Here is a 23921-nt window from a genome sequence, read left to right as displayed (position 1 = left end):
AAACAAATAAAAACAGCTGCCAATCCAGCCGGCGATTGATTAGAATTCACACCTGCAGTTATCCCCCAGGAAAATCCCGAGATGGAGCAACAAGCCCTCGATTTCATCGTTTGGAATATCGACCCCACACTGATTGCCTTTGCCGGACTGGAGATTCGCTGGTATGGCGCACTCTTCGCACTGGCCTATCTTCTGGGCTATCAGACCATCGTTTGGATCTACCAAAATGATGGCCGGGATGCCGCGCACCTGGAACGCCTCTCCATCTATCTGGTGATTGCGACGATTGCCGGTGCCCGACTGGGCCACTGCCTGCTCTATGATCCAGCCTACTTTCTAGCCCATCCGTGGAAGATACCCGCCTTCTGGGAGGGGGGATTGGCCAGTCATGGCGGTGGGCTCGGAGTAATCCTCGCGCTCTATATCCACAAACGCCAGTCCGGTGAGACCTTTCTCTGGCTGCTCGACCGCTTTGCCATCCCGACCGCGCTGGTTGGCATGCTGATTCGTCTGGGAAATCTGTTTAATTCGGAAATTTACGGCACCCAGACCAATCTCCCCTGGGCCTTCATCTTCGAACGGATCGACCAGATTCCCCGACACCCGGCACAGCTCTATGAGGCAATAGGTTATGGGCTGATTTTTGTCATACTGATGCTGTTCTACCGGCGCATGCGCCATAAGATCGAGGATGGACTGATCTTCGGGATGTTTCTGGTCGGCGTATTCACCACCCGGTTTTTGGTTGAGTTTGTGAAAACCAAGCAGGCAGCATACACCACCGATGTCTGGTTGAGCACAGGCCAGGTACTCAGCCTGCCCTTTGTCGCAGCCGGCATCGTATTGATCCTACTGGCGCTCAGAAAGCGCTCTGACAAACCGGATCAACAGGCAGATTAACGGCTGTCAGCGCTATGCCGGATTAAAATCTGGCTTCATAGCGGATGTTGAAAATCAGGTCTGGAACCATATCGGTGGTCATGTTCTCCCCCAGAGAGAGATCGATATGATCACCACCCTCCAAAGGTATGGTTCCACCGAACGTCAGCATCACGGCAGAGCCACCCAGCTGATCTGATTTACTGTGATAAAAGGGGGTATGCGCATCGATCTGGGCCTTCAGGTCCAACCATTGGTAGGCCTGCCAGTTGAGTCCCAGGGTACCGAACATCACAAACTCCCGCTGATCCTCCTCCAGCACATCCGCCTTGCCCATCAGCAGCACACCGAGATGACCGTATCCGCCAAAGGGCCAACCCGGTATCAGCTTGCGATCAGAGCCGGTAAGCCAGATCGACAGGTCAGGTGCGCCACTTCCCAGCAGTGACTCCTCATCTCCGGTAGGCAGCTTCAACCCCATATGCATGGAAGCCTTCAACTCGTCATCTGCCAGAATCAGTTCCCGTGAGAGTTGCAGATGTATATCACCGATACCGCTGACCTCTTCCTGGATATTGACTTCGGTTACCCCATCCCGGATATAGAGATAGCGCAACTGGTTCTGCTGCCAGTCATCCCGGTCTGAGTTGGAAAAGCCGAACAGGTCGTGCCAGTTTTCGATCAGACTGTCCAAGCCACCACCCCGATGGGACAGGTAGGGCACTTCGACACCGACCTGCCAACCTGAACCGATTCCCCGCTGCCAGGTCACGGCCAGCCGGTAGGTCTCCCCATCCAGGGTCACCTGCTCATTCTCCTCGACGGTCTCCATCGAGGTATTGGCCACATCCAACTGCAGACTGAGGCTGGTCTGTTGATCATCGAGTATTTCAGACGGGGTTGCCACCGGTAGACCATGCAGCAGGGTGAAGGGATTCATATTGCGCACATGGAAGGGTTCCGGCTGGCTGGCCAGAGCCACCCCGCTTGCCGCCAGAGACAGCAGCAGGATTGACCAGAGATTGATCAAAAATAGGGAATGCCCTTCCCAGGATCGACAGAACTGGTTAGTTTTACCCATGAACTAAAGCAAGAGATTGTGTTAGGTCGACCAGCATGAGGGTGGTCGACAAGGCGTTTATTCTTGTTCAGTAGTGACTGTCTGCTCAATATGACATACAACCACAATGTAAGTAACCGCTATGACCCTAGTTTTTATAATAAATTCATTTAATACTTGAGAGATGGCAATCAGGTAAGATTGCACAGGCCCTAACTCAGCTTCAACGGCAGCCCCAAATCATCAGTAAACCGTAGCGAGAAACTGCGACATCACATATGATTTACCTGTTTGGGCATTTTTTACCAACTTCCAAGATCAACCTGTGACTATGATCGCAAACGCAACACACTAATTCATATAGATTTGTTTCTTCATTACACAGTTTTATTCATGACCCGGGAAATGACATCTTGAAGATCTTATTCCGCACTCTATTTCTCCTCGCCTGCTGCCTCAGTCTGTCCACGTGGGCCGCCGGTCCTGCCCAGGCTGACCAGGGACTGGACAAACAGGTCGAGAGCTTGAAAAAGGCAGTGATCGAGTTGAATCGAGAACTCTTCATCCTAGAGGAAGAGCTGCTGTTTCCGGGAAATACCCAGGTCTCGGTATTTCTCTCCCTGGATATCGGCACCTATTTCAAACTCGATTCTGTGCAACTACAGATCGATAACAAGGAGCTCTCCAACCACCTCTATACAGAGCGTGAACTGAAAGCGCTGCAACGGGGTGGTGTACAGCGGATCTATCTGGGGAATCTGAAAGCGGGCACCCATGAACTGGTTGCCTTCTTTACCGGCGTCGGGCCAAAAGGCCGGGATTACAAGCGAGGCGCGACCGTCAGTTTCGAGAAGGGTCTGGGACCCAAGTACCTGGAACTCAAGATTGTCGATAGCGCCGCACTGCAGCAGCCGGATTTCGAGATCCGGGAGTGGGAGTGAGATAGGTGCCACACGGTCTGATACCCCGTCTGCTCCTCACGACCTGCCTGGCCCTCCCGATCACCGCAAGCGCGGAGATAAAACCGGGAGAGCCCCAGGAATTGCGTGATCTGCACTATGGTGAGGCACTCTTCCAACTCTACCAGGAGGCTTACTTCCCAGCCATAGTGCGTCTGCTCTCGGCAAGAAAGCAGGGACTGATGCAGAACTATGCGGATGAACCCGAGCTGCTGCTTGGTGGACTCTATCTAGCCTATGGCATGCCGGATACGGCGGAAAACCTGTTCAACCGGGTACTGAAGACAAGCGCCACCCCCAAAATACAGAACAAGGCCTGGTTGCAGCTGGGCAAATCCCGTTACCGCCGGGGAGAGGATCCCGCCGCCGCCAAGGCACTGAGTCAGATCGGAGCTGAACAGCCGATCGATGCGAAAGATGAAAAACAGCACCTTGAAGGGCTGATCGCACTGAAACGGAACAAACCAACGGATGCGGTTGAGTCGCTGACGGAAATCTCCGGGGACAGCGAGTGGTCGCTGTATGGTGATTTCAACCGGGCATTGGCGCTGCTGCAGAGTGAACAGTCCGGTACCGCCCTGGAGATCCTCAAAACCATCGGTGATGGCCATAACGAGCAGGACAACGAAGAGATCAAAGCGATACGGGACAGGGCCAATCTGACCCGTGGATATCTGCTGTTGGAGGCAGAACAGCCGCAACCGGCCAAGGATTCGCTGCAAAAAGTACGACTCAAAGGATCCTCAAGCAATCAGGCCCTGCTCGGGCTTGGCTGGGCATCGTTGCAACAGGGCAAGGAGCAGCAGGCACTCGCTCCCTGGCAACTTCTCGCCGACCGCAACCCAAGCGATCCAGCCGTTTTGGAGGCCAAGCTGGCGATACCCTATGTGCTGGCCCAACTGAAAGCAGAACAGCAATCCCTGGACGCCTATCAGAACGCCATCACAACCTACGATCAGAGCCTCGGCTCAGTCGATCAGATCATACAGCAGATCAACCAGGGCGGTTTCCCCGACAGCCTGATGGTGGAAAACCAGGAAGATAAGCAACAACTGCATACCCTGCTGCCGTTTCTGCTCACAGGCAACCGTTTCCAGGAACGATTTCAGGACTACAGGGACTTGCGGGAACTGGAAAAAAACCTGCAGGAGTGGCAGACAAAGATCACCGCTTATCTCACCATGCTCGACAATCAGCAGCAGACCTATCAAGAGCAGCTTCCCCGGGTGGAAGCCTTCCTCAGGGGCGACAAGCTGAAGCAGCTTGAGCAGCAGCACGCGGAACTGGATGCGCACTACAACGTAGCGGTATCGGAGGAAGAGCCGGCCTTTATTCTGGCAACGGGTGAGGAGAAGAGGTTAATCGAACGTCTGCAGCGTATCGACACTCTGATCAGCCAATCCGCCTCCCCAGAACAGTTCCAGGTGCAAAAGGAGATTGCCCAATTGATGGAGGGGATCCTGATCTGGCGGACCGTTACGGAACACCCGACCCGTGTCTGGAATCTGAAAAAACAGATGAAGGCGCTGACCCAGAACATCGAGTCGGTGAAAGTCCAGCAGACGGAGCTGGCGGCCTCAACAGAGCAGGCAGAAAACAGATTCGGTGATCTGTCGACACGCATAGACAGCCTGCAGGAGAAGATTCCCGAATTACTGGAGCAGGTTACAGCGCTTCGCAGACAACAGGCAAAAAACCTTCAGGAGATGGCATTGGCCAGGCTGGAACAACGCAAAACACTGGTTAACAACTACCTGATCCAGGCGCGCTTCGGGGTTGCCAGTCTACTCGACATCAGCACGGACAGAGGAGTGCAGCAGCAGTGAAACCCGCTCTCTACCTCGGCCTGTTGAGTCTGACAGCCTACGGCTGCTCCGCCCCGGTATTGAAGGGGGGAGGCCCCAATGAGGCCACACTGGCGGATCTTGAGGCAGAGCCGGTCAAGATTGAACAGAGCGCCATCGCCCCGTCTGAGCGGGATGAGGTGATTGAAAACTATCGGGCGCTGCTGAAACTCAATCCGGATCAGCGTCTGCACAGTGAAGCCACCCGCCGTCTTGCCGATCTGGAATTGGAACGCAGCGAGACCAAACTGCTGAGCGAGGATGAGCCTGCACCAAGCGGTGAAGAGCTGAATCAGTCAATCAAACTCTATCAGGGACTGCTGGAAAACGATCCCGACTACAACGCCAGTGATCTGGTGCTCTATCAGTTGGCCAGAGCCTACGAACTACAGGGTGAGATGCCAGCGATGATGCAGACTCTGGACACCCTGATCAGAAAATATCCGCAAAGCGAATACTGGCAGGAGGCCCGTTTCAGACAAGGCGAACGTTTCTTTGTTGAGCAGCGATTCAGCAACGCGGAACAGGCCTATGGGGAGATCCTCAAACAGCAACAGCAGACCCCCTACTATGACCGTTCACTGTTCAAGCATGGCTGGTCACTCTTCAAACAGCGTAAGGTGGAACAGGGCCTGGACTCCTTCACCCAGCTGCTCGATAGAAATCTGGGTGATACCCAAGCCATCGATACCAGTAAACTCTCACCGGCCGACCAGGAGCTTCTGAAAGAGACTCTCAGAGTCATCAGCCTGACCTTTTCCGAACTGGGGGGCGCCCAGCGGATCAGCCAGTACTTCGATCGCCACGGTCATCGCAACTATGAATATATGATCTACCAGGGCCTGGGTAACCTCTATCTGAAACAGGAACGGATCCAGGATGCGGCCGATGCCTACCAGGCTTTCGTCAACCTCAACCCCGCCCACCCCCAGTCTCCAAGACTGTCGGTGGAGGTGGTGGAGATCTATACCAAAAACGGTTTCCCAGCCAAGGCCATCGAAAGCAAAAAAGCCTTCACGCAACACTACGCCGTTGCCGGTGACACCTGGCAAAAACTCGGTTCCGAGGATCAGACCTGGCTGAGTGAGCAGCTGCGGGTCTACCTCAAGGATCTGGCGGAATACCACCACGCACTGGCACAGAAAAACCGCAATAAAAAGAGTAAGGCAATCACCGCTGAGCAGGCCAGGCAGGGTCAGCAGGCGGCCCATTGGTATCGGCTCTATCTGGACAACTTCCCGACTGATCCCAAAGCAGGCAATATCAGCTTTCTGCTGGGCGAGCTGCTGTTTGAGTTGAAAAACTACCCACAGGCGGTGACCGCCTACGAACAGAGCGCCTATCAACTTCCCAACCATGGGAAACGGGCTGAAGCGGGCTATGCCGCCCTCCTCGCCTATGCGGCACAACAGAAGCAGCTGACTAAGGATCCCGGTGACGTCTGGCGTAAGCAGGGCGTTGAGAGCGCCCTGAAATTTTGCGATGCCTTTCCACAGGATTCCCGTCGCGCCAGGGTACTGACCGAGGCGGCTGATCAACTGCTCGATCTGAAGGATCTGGGACGTGCCCGGGGAGCCGCCCTTCAGGTCGCCAATCTGAAACCGGCAGCGGAGAAAAAACTGCGCCGTACCGCCTGGATCATCGCGGCCCATGCCGCCTTTGAACAGAAGGATTTCAAGGCAGCCGAACAGGCCTACCAACAGGCACTTGCACTGACCTCAGGTAAAGACAAACAGCGTGGCAAACTGGAAGAGCGATTGGCTGCCAGTATCTATCAACAGGGATCTGACCAGCGCGCCACCGGGGATCACAGCGGTGCCGCCAAACAGTTTCTGCGCATCGCCGCACTGGCCCCGGCATCCACCATCCTCGCAACCGCTGAATATGATGCCGCCGCCAGCCTGATCGCGGCAGGCGACTGGGCCGGTGCGGTCACCATTCTCGAATCCTATAAGAAGCGCTACCCGAAAAGTGAGTTGATTCCAGAGGTGGACAGTAAACTGGCTGTTGCCTACATGGAGTCCGGGCAGTCCCTGAAGGCCGCCTCCCAACTCGCCTTGATCTCGAAACAGAGCGGCGATAAACAGTTGCAGCGGGAAGCTGGCTGGCAGGCCGCTGAGCTGTACGACAAAGCGGGCAAAAACAAACAGGCCATCAGCGCCTACAAAAGCTACATAAAACGTTTTCCCAATCCCTATGATCCCGCCCTTGAGGCAAGACAGCGTCTGGTTGAACTCTATGAAAAGAGCGGTGAGTGGGGTAAACGGGAGTGGTGGATGAGGCAGATCATCAAAGTCGATGCCAAAGCCGGTAAGCAGCGCACCGACCGAAGCCGCTATCTGGCGGCAACCTCAAGCATTCAGTTGGCCGATCCGCCACGTCGTGCATTCCGTAAGGTAAAACTCAAAGCTCCGATTGAAAAGAGTCTGAAATCGAAGAAAAGCAAAATGCAGGAAGCGATCAATGCCTACAAGAGAGCTGCCGAGTATGGTGTGGCTGAAGTGACCACGGCGGCCACCCATCGAATTGGTGAAATCTACCAGCAGTTCGGTGCCGCATTGATGGCGTCCGAGCGCCCCAAAGGGCTGAATGAGGAAGAGCTCGAACAGTATGAGATCCTTCTGGAAGAGCAGGCCTATCCATTCGAAGAGAAGGCGATCACCCTCTATGAATCGAATATCGAAAGAGCGCCTCAAGGCATCTATGATGAGTGGGTGAAAAGGAGTTTTGCAGAACTTGCGAAGTTGATTCCCGGTCGATATGCCAAGCAGGAAAAGTGGGAGGGGTGGATCGATGCGATCAATTAAAATCCAACTGGCCACGCTTGGGTTGATTCTGCTGACAGTCGGTTGCAGCAGTATGACCACACCACAACAGCAACAGAGTGATGAGAGCAACAGCAGCGCCGTTGCCGCTACGACGCAACCCAGTGTAAGCAAGGATCCGCAACTGACCAAGGCGCTTCAGTCGATCCATCGACTCTACAAGAAGAACAAACTGGAGCAGGCCAAGCAGGAACTTCAGACGTTGATCAAAGCGTACCCGAAACAGACAGCTCCCCATATCGATCTTGGCATCATTCAACTCGATGAACAGACACCCCAGGCAGCAGAGCAATCCTTTAATGCGGCCCTGGCAATTGATGAAGAGAGTTCAACTGCGCACAATCTGCTAGGGGTGGCGTTGAGAATGCAGGGCAAATTCAAACAGGCTGAACAGGCCTATCAGGCTGCCCTGTCCCATCAACCGGACTACCTGCTTGCCCATCGTAATCTCGGGATTCTCTACGATCTCTATCTGGCCAAGCCGAAGCAGGCTTTACAGCACTATCAGCAGTATCAAACCATGCTGGGCAGCAAAGACAAAGAGTTGGAGAACTGGATCATCGACCTGCAACGCCGGGTCGGTAAATAGAGGTGACCAGGATGCTGATGAAGAAACATACAAGCTTAATCGCTCTACTGCTGAGCCTGCTGATGCTCAGCTCCTGGGGCTGCCTTGCAGAACAGCGCCTCGACCTGGAAGGCACAGCGATTTTCGGCAACAAGGAGTCGCCCAACGTACTCTATGTGGTGCCATGGCGATCCGCAAAACGATTAACCGGCATGATGCCACCGGAAACCGGCCGGCGGGATGAACTGCTCTCTCCGCTGGACCGTGATGTGTTTCGCAGACAGATCGATTGGTATCAGAGATATGGTGAAAAGCCCTAAAGATATTGACTGCGAACACCCTATGGCAAACAACCCTGATTTTGTTTTGACCTGTCATCAGGTCTTATAAACCTCGTCGAATACTAACGGAGAACCCTATGGAACTCATCGACACAATCATCCGTTTCTTCCAGGAAGGCGGACTCTTTATGTACCCGATACTGCTTATTTTTGCAGGTGGTATCGCCATTGCCATTGAGCGTTGGATCTATCTGACGCTGGCGACCGGCAGTAACAAACGCACCTGGAAGCAGGTACTGCCGCATCTCAATGACGGGGATTTCAAAACAGCCATGGAGACGGCGAACAAATCGAAGACTGCCATCGGCACCATGCTCACCTATGGCCTGGCCAGGGCACGCACAGCCCGTCGCCGGGATGATGTGGAAGTCGCCATGGAAGAGGGTTTGATGGAAGCCATCCCGCGGATGGAGAAGCGCACGCACTATCTGAGCACCCTGGCCAATATCGCCACCCTGCTTGGACTGCTGGGTACCATCATCGGTCTGATCCAGGCCTTTACCGCGGTCTCCAATGCGGATCCGGCAGAGAAGGCCGACCTTTTGTCCGCCAGTATTTCGGTGGCCATGAACACCACCGCCTTCGGCCTGATGGCAGCGATTCCGCTACTGCTGGTCTACGCCCTGCTGCAGAGTAAAACCACAGCCATCGTCGACAGCCTGGAGATGGCCTCTGTGAAATTCCTCAACATCTTCAACGAGAAGGCCTACTCCAGGAGTAAGGCATGAGAGGCCGGTTTCGCCATCATCACAAAGAAGCGGAGCTGAATATCACCGCTTTTCTCAATCTGATGGTGATCCTGATCCCTTTTCTGCTGATCACGGCAGCGTTTTCCCGCTTTTCCATTATCGAGCTCTATCTGCCGCCTGCCAGTGAAGGTACGCTGAAACAGATCAAAGAGCTTCAGTTGGAAGTGATCATCCGAAAAGAGAGTCTGGAAGTTGCCGACCGACAGGGAGGCTTGATCCGTCGTATCCAGAATAACGCCGATGGATATGACGTGAAGGCACTGAATGAACTGCTGGTACAGATCAAAGTCCGTTTTCAGGACAAGCGCAGTGTATTCATTCTCTCTGAACCGGAAACCAACTATGAAACCATGGTTCAAGTCATGGATGCTGTACGCATGACTGAAAATGTCGAGTCTGGATCGGTGGTCCAATATGAGCTTTTTCCAGAGATCTCTCTGGGAGACGCACCACCCTCCCAGGCTCCAAAAATGGATGAAGGTAACGCCTCATGAAGATGTCGCGTCGTGCTAAACGCATGGATCGCCACCACCGAAGGAACAAAGGATCAGCGGTTCTGAATCTGGTCTCACTGATGGATATCTTCACCATCCTGGTGTTCTTTCTGCTGGTCAATTCCGGTGAGGTCCAGGTTTTGCCCAATGCCAAGGCCCTGAGCCTGCCTGAATCACTGGCGGAAGTGAAACCCAAGGAAAATCTGGTGGTGATGGTCAACCAGCGAGAGATACTGGTACAGGGACATCGGGTCATCGACCTCTCCCAGCCACTGCCGGAAGGTAACCTGCTGCCGGCCTTGCAGAACGAACTGCAACGTCATGCCGAGCGCTCCAAAAACAGTAGCATTGAACCTTTCAAAGGATCGATCACCATCATGGGTGATAAAGGTATTCCCTACACCTTACTGAAGCGGGTCATGGCAACCTGTGCTCAATCCGAGTATCCCCGTGTCTCCCTGGCTGTGCTTAGAAAAGCAGAGCAGAAAGAGGGAGGGCAGACCCTGTGAGCGTCTCTTACCGTCATTCCTCTAATCTGCCCTGGAACAATACCAGCGCTGATGAGCGCCGCTTTCATCTGATTATCGTATCCGCCCTGATGATTGCGCTGATACTGGGGCTATTGGTTCCTATGATTCAGCTACCGGAAAAGGAGCGCTTCAAGAAACAGACCCTGCCGCCCCGCCTGGCACGATTGATACTGGAACAGAAACAGGCACCACCACCAAAACCGAAAAAAATAGTCAAAAAGGAGCTGCCCAAACCGAAGCCTAAAAAGGAGAAGAAGCCGGAGGTCAAGAAAAAACCTGAACCGGAGAAGAAACCAGTCGAGAAGATCGCGAAGAAAAAGCCCTCGACGGAAGAGGTGCGTAAAAAAGCGGCCAGCTCAGGCTTGCTGGCTTTCGCCGATCAACTGGCCGATCTGCGTGAAGATCCGGTGGTATCGAGTGTCCGTGGTGCTCAGAAACTCTCCAAAGAGGGACGCAAGACCTACACCAGTCAACGCTCGATCATCTCCTCTGGCGCGACCAAAGGCAGTGGCGGTATCAATACGGCAGCGCTCAGTCGTGAGACAGGGGGCAGTGGTCTGAGCAACCGTGCCACCACCCAGGTTGAGAGCAAAGATATCACCCAGGGCAGTGAGGCCGCGGCATACAATCGCGGAGCCAAGGGTAAAGACCACAAGGGCAATCGAACCAGGGAAGAGATTCAACTGGTATTTGACCAGAACAAAGGGGCCGTCTATGCCCTCTACAATCGGGCACTGCGTAAAGACCCCTCATTGCGCGGCAAAGTCGTCCTGGAGTTGACCATCACCCCAGCAGGTAAGGTGAGCAAGTGCCGGATCATCTCTTCGGAACTCAACAATCCGAAACTGGAACGCAAGTTGGTCTCACGCATCAAACTGTTCAAGTTTGCCAGTAAGGATGTGGAGACCGCCGTTGTATCCTATCCGATCGACTTCCTGCCCTCTTGAGCCAAACCGGTTGCTCGGCACACCGCTCAACCGGTAAACCATGGTAAGGATAGTAACGGGTCTGCTTCTGCTGTGGTGGCTGCTACCGGCCATCAGCCAGGCTGAATGGCTCAGTGAGCAGGCCGACATCATGGGCACCCGGATAAGCATCGAATTGTGGCATGAAGATCCGACACTGGGTGAGCTGGCAATTGCAGACGTTCTCGATGAGTTCAAACGACTGGATGAAAAACTGAGTCCCTACAAAAGCGACAGTGAACTCACCCTGGTGAACCGGATGGCGGCAGAGTCAGCCATCGATATTTCAAGTGAGTTGTTTCATCTGCTGCAGGAATCCCACCACTATGCTGAATTGACTGGCGGCGCATTCGATATCACCTTTGCCTCAATCGGTCACCAGTACGACTACCGGACAGGCGAAAAGCCCGACCAACAGCGCACCCGGCAAACCCTGCCGCTCGTCGACTATCGACACATTGAGCTCGATCCCAAGCGCAATACGGTCCGCTTCCTGCGCAAGGGGGTGAAGATCGATCTGGGGGGAATCGCCAAAGGCTATGCAGTTGACCGGGGCATTGCACTGCTACGTGAAAGAGCGATTGAACATGCCCTGATCAGTGCCGGCGGTGACAGTCGGCTGATCGGTGATCACCGCGGCAGGCCCTGGCATATCGGCATCCAGGCGCCAAGAAAAAAGCAAGCCATGGCTGCCGTGCTCCCCCTCTCCAACAGTGCGGTTTCAACCTCCGGTGATTATGAGCGCTTTTTTGAGACCGATGGCGTCCGATATCACCACATCCTCAGTCCGAAAACCGGCCACTCCGCAAAGGACGTTCAGAGCGTCACCATTCTCGGTGCAAATGCCCTGCGTACCGATGCCCTGTCAACCAGTATTTTTGTCCTGGGGGCCGAGGCCGGCATGGCCCTGATCAACCGACTTGATGATGTGGAAGCGATTATCATCGACCAGCATGGAGAGCTGTTAACATCCTCAGGATTGGATAACCTGGATTAGTGTGAACAGGTCCTAGGGCCTGTTCACACGAATCCCATAGGCCCTAGGCACCATCGCCCGTGCGCATTTCATAGAACTCTCTACGAAACGCTTCGAAGCGCCCGCTCTCGATTGCCCCGCGAATATCCCGCATCAGCTTCTGGTAGTAGTGAAGATTGTGGATGGTGTTGAGCCTGGCGCCGAGAATCTCGTTGCATTTATCCAGATGGCGCAGATAGGAACGACTGTAGTTGCGGCAGGTATAGCACTCACAAAGTGGATCCACCGGGCTGTCGTCATATTGATGAGCCGCATGGCGTATCCGCACCGCACCCTGATGGGTAAACAGATGCCCGTTGCGGGCATTGCGGGTCGGCATGACACAGTCGAACATATCGATACCGCGGGCGACCGATTCGACAATATCCTCCGGTGTCCCCACGCCCATCAGATAGTGGGGCTTATCCCCGGGCAACCGACTGCTGAGATGATCCAGTACCCGCCATCGGTCTGCAGGGGGCTCACCTACCGACAGGCCACCCACGGCATAGCCGTCAAAGCCGATCTGTGTGAGGCCTTCCAAAGAGGCTTCCCGCAGACCTTCATACATCCCCCCCTGAACGATACCGAACAGTGCAGACGGATTATCCCCATGGGCATCCCGGCTGCGCCCGGCCCAGCGAAGGGAGAGCTCCATGGATTGCTTCGCCTCCTCTTCGGTCGCCGGATAGGGAGTACACTCATCGAATACCATGACAATGTCGGAGCCGAGTTTTCGCTGCACCTGCATCGACTCTTCAGGCCCCATAAAGACCTTGCTGCCATCGATAGGAGAGCGGAAATCCACCCCTTTCTCAGTGATCTTGCGCATATCGCCCAGACTGAAGACTTGAAATCCTCCGGAATCGGTGAGTATCGGTTTTTGCCAATGCATGAAATCATGCAGATCTCCATGGGCCCGAATGACCTCGGTTCCCGGCCTGAGCATCAAATGGAAGGTATTGCCGAGGATGATCTCCGCACCTAAATCCACCAACTCCTCAGGCGTCATGGCTTTCACTGTTCCATAGGTGCCGACCGGCATGAAGGCCGGCGTCTCAATGCTGCCCCTTGGAAAGCTCAACTGCCCCCGGCGGGCTGCACCATCAGTCTGGAAGATACTGAATTTCATCGTTCTTAGTGATCCTGGAAGCCTATCATCGACCGATCATGCTAGGAAATGTCATGTTCTGTGAACTCGTATTAGGGAAATCCCTAATGTTTCTTGACTTCAATGCTCATAATATTAGAAAATACAAATGTGCTGATCATTATGCATCAGCACACACTCCTCCATCCTCCTTTGGTGGAATACTTCAGCGCGGCACCCCTGCCGCGCTTTTTTTTGCCTTGAATTCAGACTCTTACCCAACCCACTGCCAAATGATACCCGGACTATTTAAGCCGAAGATGATTCACCTGGCGTGAGAAACATCGCATCCCCGTAGCTGAAGAAACGATAACGCTGTTCAACAGCATGCCGATAAGCACCCATCAGCCGCTCATATCCGGAAAATGCGGAAACCAGCATCATCAGGGTTGACTGGGGCAGGTGGAAATTGGTGATCATGGCGTCAACCACATTGAACTGAAAGCCCGGACGGATGAACAGCCGGGTATCACCATGAAAGGGTTGCAGAACACCGGTTTGAGCGGCAGACTCCAGACTTCGCACACTGGTTGTACCAACCGCAATTACCCGCCCATCCTGTTGTTTGGTCTTGGAAATGAGATCACAAACGGCCCGATCAACCTCCGCATACTCCCGATGCATCACATGCTGATCCAGGTCATCCACCCGTACCGGTTGAAATGTACCGGCTCCAACATGCAGGGTCACTGTTGCCTGATTGACACCCTTTTCCGCCAACTCTGCCAACATCTCATTGGAGAAGTGGAGACCTGCCGTGGGAGCGGCAACTGCACCTCTCTTCTCGGCATATACGGTCTGATATCGGCTCTCATCCACCCCTTCGTCCTGACGGGTTATGTAGGGAGGTAGCGGCATATGACCCTGTTGATCCATTAAGGCATGGAAATCCCTATCGAGGGCACGCAGTTGAAAAAACTCCCCCTCCCTACCGATCACTTCGACACGGGCATCATCATCCAACAGAATTTTACTGTTGATTTTGGGTGATTTACTCGCCCGCACCTGAGCGAGAGCCCGGCGGGGCTCGGTAACCCGCTCAATCAGCACTTCGACCCGCCCACCTGTCTCCTTTTTACCATGCAACCTGGCTTTCATCACCCGGGTATCGTTGAAGATCAGCAGATCGCCTGCGGAGAGCAACCCTGGCAGTTCGGAAAACTGCCGATCCTCAGGCGATGACTGGTTTGGCGGAAGCACCAACAGACGGCTGGACCCACGCTCCTCTGGAGGGTATTGGGCGATAAGCTCATCCGGCAGAAAGTAATCGAAGTCTGACAAACGCATAGGGCGCGGATGTTAACACGAGCAGCGTTCGATGTATCGATTATCGACTTGTCACAACGATGGTCTGACTGCTTGTTCTACTTTATTGACCTCACTCATATAACCGTTCACCGAGATATTTGACAATTGACTATAAAAAAGGGAAAAGATCGGAGGTAAAGGATGTTTACCATAATGTTGAAATCGATCGCTCGTCCACTGCCAAAACTGCTTTTGACGCTCCTGCTGCTGGTCAGTCACTACTGTGCTGCGGAGACCATCCAACTGCGCATGCAGAACGGCCTGCTCGCCACGGCGGACTATCTGGATGCGGGAGATGAAAAATCGCCGATCCTGATCCTGCACGGTTTTCTACAGACCCGGGACTTTTTCACCGTACGACGAATAGCCGATGCGTTACACGATGAAGGGTATAGTGTTCTGCTGCCCAATCTCTCCTTGGGCATTGATCAGCGCCATCAGAGCCTGCCCTGTGAAGCGATACATACCCACAGCATGGAGCAGGACCGGGATGAGGTGGCCCAATGGGTCGATTGGCTAAATGAAAAAAGTTCAAAGCCAGTCACCCTGATCGGTCACAGCATGGGTAGCTTGACACTTTTGGCCTATCTACACTCTCAGCCTGACCAGGATTCCATCAATCAGGCGATATTGATCAGTCTTATCACATTCGCACAGGGCCCGATTGCAAAAGCGAACTCAACGGATAAACACCGTGCGCAACAAGACCTGATTATGGGTCCTAATCGCATATATAACTATCGACTGGCTTTTTGTGACAGCTATCCATCCCAGCCTGACCACTACCTCTCCTACCTCAACTGGGATCAGACCCGTGCCAGCAGTGCATTACTTGGTTTATCAAAAAAACCGAGTATTATCTTAGGTAGCAGAGACAATCGTCTTAGCCCGGAATGGAAACCGATACTCATGGAATTAAAAGCCAACGTAATTGAGGTCGAAGGCGCCAACCATTTTTTTGATCACTCACATGAATTTGATCTATTGGATAACATAATTCAGATGCTTTGATTGGAAAAAAAGATCAATAAGTTGTCATAGGCATGCGATTCAGACCGATACCATTAAGCCTCTTTACAACATTTTTTGTTGCTGTCTTCCTACTCCTGCTGTTTGGTCTGGGGCGCCTTACCTACCTGGAAATTGAAAAGCTGAACGAGCGTTTCCGCAACGCCAACCAACAACTGGGAGATCAGGAGGTCGCTTCAGCATTGACTGAATCCCTGAATATCATCGACCAGAAAGCAGTCCAGCTGGCTAGCTGGGAAGAGGTAATTCAGCAACTGCTACAACCGACCTATTATACCTATTGGTACCGTCACCGGGCCAAACAAAACCGCTTTACCTCCGACTACATCCTCGATCTGGCCCTGTATGATGCCGAGGGTAATGTGCTGGCGTCGATCGACACCTCGCTGTTACCTGATCACATTCAGAGCGATCAGTTGGGTCTAACGATAAAGATCAGTGAATACCAGCCGTTTGTAACCGTTATCAAACCAGTCGTCAATCGACAGACCAACCAGCTACTGGGTTATATTTCCACACTCAATCAATTGATGCCGATCATTGAATCACATCACTTCAGCAATGCTGATCCGGCAACACTCAACATCGACATCGAACAGTCGGGGCATCTTTCGAGTGAGCAATTCAAACAACATCTGCACTACCGTTTGATCAGCATGCCATACAGTCAAGCCATTCAGTCAGAGTTGGCCGATTTCCTGTTCAGGCTTGCTGCTATCACGGCGAGTCTCACGCTGCTGATATTCCCCTTGGCCGCCTGGCTTGTGAGCCGCCCGATTATGGCCATCACTTATCATATCAATGAGCTGAAGCAGTATCCTTACAAGAAGTTCGACCCAGTCAAGGATGCACCCTTGTTGATTACCGAACTGGATACCATCCGACAATCTCTCGACAGTTATCACAATCAGTTGAACCAGGTGAATACCACTCTCGATGAAAGAAATCAGCAGCTGCAACATCTGACCCAGCGGGATAACCTAACCGGGGTACTCAACCGCAGCGCGTTCGACGATTACTGGAACGAGATCAGCCAGCTGACCGGCAGCAAGAAACTGCAAACTTTCCTGATGCTGTTTGACATCAATCACTTCAAGGCGCTCAATGACAGCTATGGTCATCAGGCTGGGGATGATGTGCTGATCACCATCGCTCAACTCATCAACAGTATGTTGCGAGGACGTGAACAGCTGTTTCGCTTGGGCGGCGATGAGTTTGCAACCATTTTGATTGGAGACAATCACCGTAAGGCGATGCAACTTGCCAAACAGTGCCACCTGGCAATTTCAAACTACCCGTTTGAAAAGCTGGGGATCCTGGAGCCTGTGCGAATGAGTATCGGTCTGGCTCAAAGCTCGACTGAAGATGATTCAAATCTCAATACGTTGCTCTGGCAAGCGGATGTGGCAGTCCACTTTGCAAAACGTCCCGGTTATTCGAATATTGTCAGTTTTTCGGCAGAACTGGCGCAACATGCCCAGGGACTCTTTTCCAACCGTAACCAGAGCGTCGTTTTCGATGCCATAGACAACGGCCGTGGACTGGTGCTGTTCTACCAACCCATTGTCAACCTGGAAACCGGGCACGCCGAGTATTATGAGGCCCTGGTGCGTATCTCTCATGAAGATCAGCTGATCATGCCGTCCCACATCTTCCCGCTGGTGGAAGCAAGAAGCCTTGAGCTCGACCTGGACCGCCAGGTAATCCGGAAAATCTGCGCCGATCTGAAAGCTGACAAAATACCCGCCGGTTCCGGTGTATCGATCAATCTATCCGCTCCCACGATCGTCGATAGCGATTTAACCAATTGGCTGGAAGCATTAATCCCCTACACAGGTCAATACAAGCTGCTGATCGAGGTCACTGAAACCGCACTGATCACGCAACTTGAGACGGCTCGAAAAAACCTCAACAAACTGAGATCAATGGGGTTCCACATCGCGCTGGATGACTTTGGCAGCGGCTACTCCTCAATCCGCTACCTCGGCACGATGCCGGTGGATGTAGTCAAGTTTGATATCACCCTGACCAGGTTACTGGATGAGCCGGAGTCCAATCCCATCCTCGATCATCTGGCACAGATGATCAACGAATCAGGTCACCTGCTGGTGGCAGAAGGGATCGAAACCCGGTCAGCCGCAACCCAGTTGAGACAGCTTGGATTCCGCTATGGCCAGGGATACTATTTCGGTAAACCGAAGGCACAGATCCCCGCAAAACAGGACTATAAACACGCCTTAAATTTTTCTGCATAACCCATAATTTCCAGGTATACTGTGCCGCTTCCAGGCCCAGCCACCTAAAATCAATGGCTTATGTAGTCCTTAGTGATTTGGCTGGCCGGGTTAAAATGGTAATATTCGCTGTATGCCAGAGTGATGAAATTGGTAGACATGACGGATTCAAAATCCGTTGCCTTCACGGGCGTGCCGGTTCGAGTCCGGCCTCTGGTACCACTCCTTTCCCAGCTGGGACAAACGCTTAAGTCACGTCCACCTAAGACCGCTTTTTCAGACTGCAGCGAGCCTGATCTCACCTGGGTGTTAATTTCATTGGACACTCATCATGTCCACGAATCGCTTCTAATCAGTTTGTGCAGTAAGCACCGGTTTGAGCTCTGGCTGTTTCACCACCCGAGTAGATTTTAAATCTCCGTTCTGGTGAAATGAGCAGTTCAGGTCCTCATCGATCACCGGTGAGGCTCGACAGCCAGAAACCTAGAAAAACACGGCAGTATGACCAATTCGGATTCAACACAACCTGAAGATACTCCGGACGATCTGGAGGTCACCAACACCTCAGGCTATCTCAGGGTAGCCATTGAGATTGCCATTGCTGCATTGATACTGGTCGGAATCTACTATATTTTCGCACCGGAAGAGACCATCGAATTGGCACCACCGATCGATGAGGCTCAGATCGATCCGGTGATTCGTGACCGAATCGAGGCCGCCAAAACAGATCAAAGTGCTGAGGAGACACTGTCTGGCCAGCCCCCAGTAGAGGAGGCACCGGCAGCAACCCTGCCCGATGAGCCACAAAGCTCAGATATGTCAGCCCTCACCTCACCCCCGGCTGCAGAAACCGCAGAACCTGTCACCACGGCCCAATCGCAAACCGATGCACGCCAGATGATCGCTGAAATACGCCGTGGTGATCTGGTGCTGAGTTCCACTGAAATTATGGAAAAATCTGAGCAATTCAGTCAGCAGGGTCGACATACTGACACCTACCTGCTGCTGTTCTATGCCGCCCGGGAAGGTGACGGTCAGGCCGCTTTTGCACTGGCCAGCCTCTATGATCCCAGGCACTTTCAACCCGGCAACGCCTTACTGGAGAAAGCGGATGTTTTCCAGGCCTACAAATGGTACAGCAAAGCAGCGAAACAACAGGTTCCGGATGCCCAGCTTCGTCTCGAGACACTGCGCAATGAGATTGAGAAGCAGGCTGAAGCAGGAGATCCGGCTGCCCGGCGTCTGTTATTGAACTGGCAATGATCCACACTAATCAGGATGCTTCCGATGTCATGGTTTAAATCGGTATCAATCATCATTGCAGCGATACTCTTCTCTGCAACCACCCTCGCCGCTCCCCAGGCACGTCCACTCCTGATGGAAGGAAAACAGTCACTCTTTCAACGGGTACTGAGTAAGCCGGGTGCACAGATATTCAGCCAGATCCAACAGGGTAACGGCTCCACAACGGCTCCGTTTTCCGTCTACTACGTCTACGATCGCAAACAACAGCAGGGTTCCGATTGGATACAGGTTGGATTAAGCCGCCACGGGATGATTGAAGGCTGGATGCCTGAAATTGACACAATACCCTGGAATCAGGGTCTCACCGTTGCATTCAGGGATCCCCTGGGAAGTGACCGGGTACTACTCTTCAATGAAAAGCAATCCCTGAAAGCGATCATCGAGGATCAGAACTCAGCCAATTACCGGGAGCTCTACACGGCGGCGGAAACCGGCGAACTGACAGCGGATTCTCCGGTGGTTGCGATCCAGCCCAGAACCCATATCGATATCCTCAAGGACTTCTACCTGGTGCCTATCCGTGACCATGAAGATATCTATATTGGTAGTGAGCAGGCAAGAATGCTGCAAATCTCCAGCGTACCGCTGCAGCCTATCGAGCAGCCAGCCAAAAAGAAAGCAACAGCAACCAAGAGCGAACCCAAAAGGCAAGCCTTCCGCTCTGCCGTGGTGTTCGTGATCGACTCAACACTCTCCATGGATCCCTATATCGATCGAACCCGGGAAGCTGTCAGGAAGATTTACGACACCATAACCAAAGAGGATCTGACTGGCGATGTGAGCTTTGGTCTGGTTGCCTTTCGTGACAATCCGGATGCCGCACCAGGACTGGAGTATCTGACTGAAACCTACGTGGATCTTGAACAGGGCCAGAACGCCGACAGTTTTTTCTCTCAGGTCTCCACCCTGAAAGCGGCCACTGTCTCCAGTCGGGACTTCAAAGAGGACAGTTATGCCGGTGTCAATGAAGCCATCGCCGGAATCGATTGGCAGAATCAGGATGCCCGATATGTGGTATTGATCACCGATGCGGGTCCCCGTGAGGCTGGTGACCCACTCTCCGGAACCGGCTTATCGAGCAGCGCATTGAGAAGTCTGGCGCAGAACAAAGGTATCGCCCTGTCTGTACTGCATCTGTTGACCCCCAGCGTAATGGCGGATCATGCCGACGCGGAAGAGACCTATCGTGACCTCTCCTACTATCCCGGTATCGGCAGTTTCTATTTTGGCGTAGAGACAGGCAATGTGGAACGCTTTGGCCGGGTGCTAGATGCACTGGCCCAGCAGATCACTGAACAGGTTAAATTAGCGGCCATGGCCGCAGCCGGCAAAATGCTGGCAGAAGAGCGTCAGGCAAAACAGACAGAGATGGAACAGGCTGACGCCAACAATGATCAACTGGCTCAATTTCAGGCGAAAGTGGCCAAACTCGGATATGCCTTGAGAATGCGCTACCTGCAACAGGATGAAAAGCAGCAGATCCCGAGTATTTTCAATGCCTGGCTGGTGGACCGGGATATTCAGAACCCGCAACGCCAAACCCTGGATGTCAGAGTACTGCTGACCCGTGATCAGCTCAGCGACCTGCACAGCATCATGAGACAGGTACTGATAACCGCTGAAGAGGGATTGCTCTCACCACGCAGCTTTCTCAACGACCTGAAGAGTCTTGCTGCAACCATCGCCCGTGATCCCGATCAACTTGGCACGACCACCCGGGCTACCGGCGCCAGGGAGGGAAATCTGGCCGATATGGGTTTCATGCGGGAGTATATAGAAGACCTTCCCTACACCGGCGAAGTGATGAATCTCTCACTTGAGCACTGGCAGGACTGGCCAGCCAAAGACCAGATTGAGTTTATCAATCGACTGGAAGAGAAGATCAACTACTACCAGGTTCTGCATGACCACACAGACCTCTGGGTCTCGCTGGATGGCGGCCCGGTCTCTGGAGACTCTGTATTTCCAATCGGCCTGGAAATGTTGCCTTAGGGCCTGTTAGCACGAATAGAAATGGTAAATCCTGAAGCTCAAGCAGGAGCGAGCCTGACAGGTGATCGCGTCCTTATCTACCATCTGCGTGATGTAATCAAAACCCGTGAGGCCGAAGGGACCGCCTTTCGTCTTCGTGTACCCAGCTTGCAGATTGCACTGGGAGAGAAGATTGCTCTGATCGGTGAAAGCGGCTGTGGCAAAAGCACCCTGCTCGACATGTTGTCGATGGTACTGCGTCCAACCGAGATCGGCTCATTCCGCTTTCGCCCCGAACAGGGTGCAGAGCCGGTGGATATCACCAACATGTGGCATAAAAGACGTCTGAACCAGTTGGGTGATCTGCGTCGTCAGCGTATCGGTTATGTGATGCAGACCGGCGGTCTGTTGCCCTATCTCACGGTACGGGAGAATATCAACCTGTCCCGTCGATTACTCGATATGAGTGACGATGGTCTGGTTGAGGAGCTGACCAAGGACCTGGGAATCAGGCAGCACCTGGATAAGCTACCCCACAAACTCTCTGTCGGCGAACGCCAGCGGGTCGCCATCGGTCGAGCACTGGCACATCGACCCTCCATCGTAATCGCTGATGAACCGACAGCCTCACTTGATCCCATAGCCGCTGAACGGATCATGTCGTTGTTCATTGAGCTGGTGGATGAGTTACATATCACTGTCATCCTGGCCAGTCATGCCTGGCGTCACATCAACCGACTGGGGCTGCGACACCTGGAACACCATACGGAGCGCAAAGAGGATGGATCCATGACAGAAACCGTGGTGAGCGGCTGATGCGACATCGACTCAAAGATATTATCTGGCTGGCCGGCAAGGACTACCGCAACGAGTGGCAGATGTCCGGTTTCTTCATTCTGTCACTTGCGGCCGTGCTCGGACCGATGCTGATTCTGTTCGCGCTTAAATTCGGCATTGTCGGCAGTATGCTCAACAACCTGATCGAGGACCCCCGTAATCGGGAGATCCGACCCATCGGCAGTGGGCGTTATGACCAAGCCTGGATCGAGCAGCTGAATGAGCGACCGGAAGTTCTGTTTATCGTCCCGAGAACAAGAGCCATTGCCGCCACCATCGATCTGAAAAGTGAAACTGCGAAACGCATCATTTCGGTTGAGATGATCCCGACAGGCAGCGGTGATCCTTTACTGAAAAACAAACAAATCCCAGCCTCTGCCACCGAACTGGTTCTCTCCAGTAACGCGGCAAAAAAGCTGAATGTAAATGTCGGTGACGAGATCACTGGCAGCCTGGCGCGGCGTTTTAAAGGGCGCAGTGAACGGGTTCACCTGAAGCTCAAAGTCGTGGATATTGCATCGACTGCCAGCTTCGCCAGAGACGGCGCTTTTGCCCCGATCGGCCTGGTCGAAAGTGCAGAGGATTTCAGAGATGGACGGGCTGTCGCCGAATTCGGCTGGCAAGGTAATCAGGTTGACCCAGGCAACCGTAACTACCCGAGTTTTCGTCTCTACACAGACTCTATCTACAATGTGGGCCGGATCAGTGATGCACTGGATAAAATCGGCATCGAGGTCAGAACCCGTGCAGCGGATATTGAGATCGTACGTAATATGGACCGTAATTTGAGCCTGGTATTTTGGTTGATAGCAATTATCGGTCTGGTAGGATTCTCCCTCTCCCTGGGAGCCAGCCTATGGGCCAATGTGGATCGCAAACGAAAAGAGTTGAGTGTCTTGCGGTTGGTTGGTTTCCGTACTGCAGAGATCGTCTGGTTTCCGGTTTTACAATCAAGTTTCACTGCCATACTCGGCTGGCTCTGTGCCAGCCTGATCTATTTTGGTGTCAGCATCACGATCAATCAGATGTTCGCCTCTCAACTCAACAACAGTGAAAAAGTTTGCCATCTGCTGCCGGAACATTTAGCAATAGCCCTTTTACTAACCCTGGGATCCTCCATCTTTGCCGCATCCCTGGCTGGATACAAGGCAGCCCACATAGAGCCATCGGAGGGTCTCAGGGAGATATAAAGAAGCCATGGAGGAAGACCCTCCATGGCCTTGCCGAAATGCTATGTATTTCGGAATTTCTTATACTTTACGGCGTCTGCTGTATGAGACGAAGCCGAGGAGAGCAGAACCAAACAACCAGGCAGCAGCTGGAAGCGGTACTGCACTCATGGTCAGATCATAATCCGAGCTTATTTTGGTATCGATTGCATTCAGAGCAAAACCGGAAATGGTAAAGATGTAGTCTCCGGCACCAAGACTCAGAGTTTCGGAGAATGTAGTACCCAGGTGGTACTGCTCATTGGTGGTGATGTTGGTTAGCAAAAGGTCATCGCCAAACATACCTTCATGAGTACCGGCAATCGTAATATCAAGTAATGCTGTGTCCACAGTCAGACTGTAGGAATCAAGAAAATTTCCATTTGGCTGAGGAGTTCCATAGCTATCTCCATGACCGGAAAAGACACCTGCATCATACGACGCCGCCTGAGCACCTACCGTTGAAAATGCCAGAAAGGCAACCAAGGCAATTGAACGTATAAGTAACTTCTTCATTATCTTCATCCTTAAATGATTGTTGATATAGATGCAATTCTTCCAATGCACCTACCATATGACGCTATCATTTATATCGGATCTAAACAATAAGTAAAATCCTATACCTTGAGCTTTTGCAAAGTGAGTTACAA

The 23921-nt window shown here is 52.9% G+C and carries 21 protein-coding genes and 1 tRNA gene; 18 read left to right on the top strand and 4 right to left on the bottom strand.

All coding sequences use genetic code 11. The annotated features are described in order from the left end of the window. The first annotated feature begins 81 nt into the window (after nt 1–81). Nucleotides 82–900 (top strand): prolipoprotein diacylglyceryl transferase, encoded by an 819-nt coding sequence (gene lgt, locus A3193_RS03920; RefSeq protein ID WP_069004895.1) that lies wholly within the window; start codon nt 82–84, stop codon nt 898–900. 22 nt (nt 901–922) lie between these two features. Here the strand turns inward: lgt and A3193_RS03915 are convergent, their stop codons facing one another. After that, the gene (locus A3193_RS03915; protein WP_069014130.1) at nt 923–1960 is read right to left on the bottom strand and encodes a DUF3187 family protein; all 1038 of its coding nucleotides are present in this window, start codon (nt 1958–1960) and stop codon (nt 923–925) included. 392 nt (nt 1961–2352) lie between these two features. Between A3193_RS03915 and A3193_RS03910 the strand changes: the two genes are divergently transcribed. From A3193_RS03910 to A3193_RS03865, 10 genes are all read left to right on the top strand, one after another. Next, entirely contained in the window at nt 2353–2880 is a 528-nt protein-coding gene (locus A3193_RS03910; RefSeq protein WP_069004893.1) for an AraC family transcriptional regulator, read from the top strand. Between the two features lie 5 nt (nt 2881–2885). Then, nucleotides 2886–4724 (top strand): tetratricopeptide repeat protein, encoded by a 1839-nt coding sequence (locus A3193_RS03905; RefSeq protein ID WP_069014129.1) that lies wholly within the window; start codon nt 2886–2888, stop codon nt 4722–4724. Further along, nucleotides 4721–7549 (top strand): tetratricopeptide repeat protein, encoded by a 2829-nt coding sequence (locus A3193_RS03900; protein WP_083218551.1) that lies wholly within the window; start codon nt 4721–4723, stop codon nt 7547–7549. Before A3193_RS03905 ends, A3193_RS03900 begins: the two co-directional genes overlap by 4 nt. Next, complete coding sequence (locus A3193_RS03895) at nt 7536–8156, top strand: tetratricopeptide repeat protein (protein ID WP_162272458.1); 621 nt, start codon at nt 7536–7538, stop codon at nt 8154–8156. The genes A3193_RS03900 and A3193_RS03895 overlap by 14 nt, the downstream gene beginning before the upstream one ends. Before the next feature lie 17 nt (nt 8157–8173). Then, the gene (locus A3193_RS03890) at nt 8174–8455 is read left to right on the top strand and encodes a hypothetical protein (protein WP_069005292.1); all 282 of its coding nucleotides are present in this window, start codon (nt 8174–8176) and stop codon (nt 8453–8455) included. Between the two features lie 98 nt (nt 8456–8553). Further along, nucleotides 8554–9204 (top strand): MotA/TolQ/ExbB proton channel family protein, encoded by a 651-nt coding sequence (locus A3193_RS03885; protein WP_069004891.1) that lies wholly within the window; start codon nt 8554–8556, stop codon nt 9202–9204. Continuing rightward, nucleotides 9201–9719: an ExbD/TolR family protein gene (locus A3193_RS03880; RefSeq protein WP_069004890.1), complete on the top strand. Its 519-nt coding sequence runs from the start codon at nt 9201–9203 to the stop codon at nt 9717–9719. The genes A3193_RS03885 and A3193_RS03880 overlap by 4 nt, the downstream gene beginning before the upstream one ends. A 2-nt stretch (nt 9720–9721) precedes the next feature. After that, the gene (locus A3193_RS03875; protein ID WP_305781999.1) at nt 9722–10228 is read left to right on the top strand and encodes an ExbD/TolR family protein; all 507 of its coding nucleotides are present in this window, start codon (nt 9722–9724) and stop codon (nt 10226–10228) included. Next, nucleotides 10225–11196 (top strand): AgmX/PglI C-terminal domain-containing protein, encoded by a 972-nt coding sequence (locus A3193_RS03870; protein ID WP_069014128.1) that lies wholly within the window; start codon nt 10225–10227, stop codon nt 11194–11196. Before A3193_RS03875 ends, A3193_RS03870 begins: the two co-directional genes overlap by 4 nt. A gap of 40 nt (nt 11197–11236) precedes the next feature. Beyond that, nucleotides 11237–12211, top strand: coding sequence for an FAD:protein FMN transferase (locus tag A3193_RS03865; protein ID WP_069004887.1), 975 nt, complete (start codon nt 11237–11239; stop codon nt 12209–12211). A 43-nt stretch (nt 12212–12254) separates the two neighbouring features. Here the strand turns inward: A3193_RS03865 and tgt are convergent, their stop codons facing one another. Together tgt and queA are read right to left on the bottom strand one after the other, a co-directional pair. Then, complete coding sequence (gene tgt, locus A3193_RS03860; RefSeq protein WP_069004886.1) at nt 12255–13361, bottom strand: tRNA guanosine(34) transglycosylase Tgt; 1107 nt, start codon at nt 13359–13361, stop codon at nt 12255–12257. 267 nt (nt 13362–13628) lie between these two features. After that, on the bottom strand, nt 13629–14666 hold the full coding sequence (queA, locus tag A3193_RS03855) for a tRNA preQ1(34) S-adenosylmethionine ribosyltransferase-isomerase QueA (protein ID WP_069014127.1): 1038 nt from the start codon (nt 14664–14666) through the stop codon (nt 13629–13631). A gap of 162 nt (nt 14667–14828) precedes the next feature. Here queA and A3193_RS03850 point away from each other — a divergent pair, with 162 nt between their 5' ends. The 7 genes from A3193_RS03850 (at nt 14829) to A3193_RS03820 (ending at nt 23253) form a co-directional block, all read left to right on the top strand. Beyond that, nucleotides 14829–15698, top strand: a complete 870-nt coding sequence (locus tag A3193_RS03850; protein ID WP_083218549.1) for an alpha/beta hydrolase — start codon at nt 14829–14831, stop codon at nt 15696–15698. A 32-nt stretch (nt 15699–15730) separates the two neighbouring features. After that, nucleotides 15731–17971 (top strand): putative bifunctional diguanylate cyclase/phosphodiesterase, encoded by a 2241-nt coding sequence (locus tag A3193_RS03845; RefSeq protein ID WP_069014125.1) that lies wholly within the window; start codon nt 15731–15733, stop codon nt 17969–17971. Nucleotides 17972–18085: 114 nt separating this feature from the next. Beyond that, nucleotides 18086–18172: transfer RNA gene (locus A3193_RS03840), tRNA-Leu, on the top strand. A 279-nt stretch (nt 18173–18451) separates the two neighbouring features. Further along, nucleotides 18452–19213: an SEL1-like repeat protein gene (locus tag A3193_RS03835; RefSeq protein ID WP_069014124.1), complete on the top strand. Its 762-nt coding sequence runs from the start codon at nt 18452–18454 to the stop codon at nt 19211–19213. A gap of 24 nt (nt 19214–19237) precedes the next feature. Then, a complete protein-coding gene (locus A3193_RS03830) occupies nt 19238–21247 on the top strand; it encodes a vWA domain-containing protein (RefSeq protein WP_069004881.1) in 2010 nt (669 codons plus the stop codon). A 21-nt stretch (nt 21248–21268) separates the two neighbouring features. Continuing rightward, entirely contained in the window at nt 21269–22042 is a 774-nt protein-coding gene (locus A3193_RS03825) for an ABC transporter ATP-binding protein (RefSeq protein WP_083218284.1), read from the top strand. Next, nucleotides 22042–23253, top strand: a complete 1212-nt coding sequence (locus tag A3193_RS03820) for an ABC transporter permease (protein WP_069014123.1) — start codon at nt 22042–22044, stop codon at nt 23251–23253. Before A3193_RS03825 ends, A3193_RS03820 begins: the two co-directional genes overlap by 1 nt. A gap of 60 nt (nt 23254–23313) precedes the next feature. Here the strand turns inward: A3193_RS03820 and A3193_RS03815 are convergent, their stop codons facing one another. Then, the gene (locus A3193_RS03815) at nt 23314–23787 is read right to left on the bottom strand and encodes a VPLPA-CTERM sorting domain-containing protein (protein ID WP_069004879.1); all 474 of its coding nucleotides are present in this window, start codon (nt 23785–23787) and stop codon (nt 23314–23316) included. Nucleotides 23788–23921 lie beyond the last annotated feature (134 nt).

Source organism: Candidatus Thiodiazotropha endoloripes (assembly GCF_001708965.1).
In the GTDB taxonomy this organism is placed as follows: domain Bacteria; phylum Pseudomonadota; class Gammaproteobacteria; order Chromatiales; family Chromatiaceae; genus Thiodiazotropha; species Thiodiazotropha endoloripes.
The sequence above is the reverse complement of the archived record's forward strand: the minus strand, read 5'-3'. Positions and strand labels throughout refer to the sequence as shown.

Coding starts and splice junctions, on each gene's coding strand:
- A3193_RS03815 (WP_069004879.1), bottom strand. CDS start 23,787: ATGAAGAAGTTACTTATACGTTCAATTGCCTTGGTTGCCTTTCTGGCA.
- A3193_RS03845 (WP_069014125.1), top strand. CDS start 15,731: ATGCGATTCAGACCGATACCATTAAGCCTCTTTACAACATTTTTTGTT.
- A3193_RS03850 (WP_083218549.1), top strand. CDS start 14,829: ATGTTTACCATAATGTTGAAATCGATCGCTCGTCCACTGCCAAAACTG.
- A3193_RS03885 (WP_069004891.1), top strand. CDS start 8,554: ATGGAACTCATCGACACAATCATCCGTTTCTTCCAGGAAGGCGGACTC.
- A3193_RS03890 (WP_069005292.1), top strand. CDS start 8,174: ATGAAGAAACATACAAGCTTAATCGCTCTACTGCTGAGCCTGCTGATG.
- A3193_RS03875 (WP_305781999.1), top strand. CDS start 9,722: ATGTCGCGTCGTGCTAAACGCATGGATCGCCACCACCGAAGGAACAAA.
- A3193_RS03830 (WP_069004881.1), top strand. CDS start 19,238: ATGTCATGGTTTAAATCGGTATCAATCATCATTGCAGCGATACTCTTC.
- A3193_RS03880 (WP_069004890.1), top strand. CDS start 9,201: ATGAGAGGCCGGTTTCGCCATCATCACAAAGAAGCGGAGCTGAATATC.
- A3193_RS03835 (WP_069014124.1), top strand. CDS start 18,452: ATGACCAATTCGGATTCAACACAACCTGAAGATACTCCGGACGATCTG.
- A3193_RS03895 (WP_162272458.1), top strand. CDS start 7,536: ATGCGATCAATTAAAATCCAACTGGCCACGCTTGGGTTGATTCTGCTG.
- lgt (WP_069004895.1), top strand. CDS start 82: ATGGAGCAACAAGCCCTCGATTTCATCGTTTGGAATATCGACCCCACA.
- queA (WP_069014127.1), bottom strand. CDS start 14,666: ATGCGTTTGTCAGACTTCGATTACTTTCTGCCGGATGAGCTTATCGCC.
- A3193_RS03825 (WP_083218284.1), top strand. CDS start 21,269: ATGGTAAATCCTGAAGCTCAAGCAGGAGCGAGCCTGACAGGTGATCGC.
- A3193_RS03865 (WP_069004887.1), top strand. CDS start 11,237: ATGGTAAGGATAGTAACGGGTCTGCTTCTGCTGTGGTGGCTGCTACCG.
- tgt (WP_069004886.1), bottom strand. CDS start 13,361: ATGAAATTCAGTATCTTCCAGACTGATGGTGCAGCCCGCCGGGGGCAG.
- A3193_RS03820 (WP_069014123.1), top strand. CDS start 22,042: ATGCGACATCGACTCAAAGATATTATCTGGCTGGCCGGCAAGGACTAC.
- A3193_RS03915 (WP_069014130.1), bottom strand. CDS start 1,960: ATGGGTAAAACTAACCAGTTCTGTCGATCCTGGGAAGGGCATTCCCTA.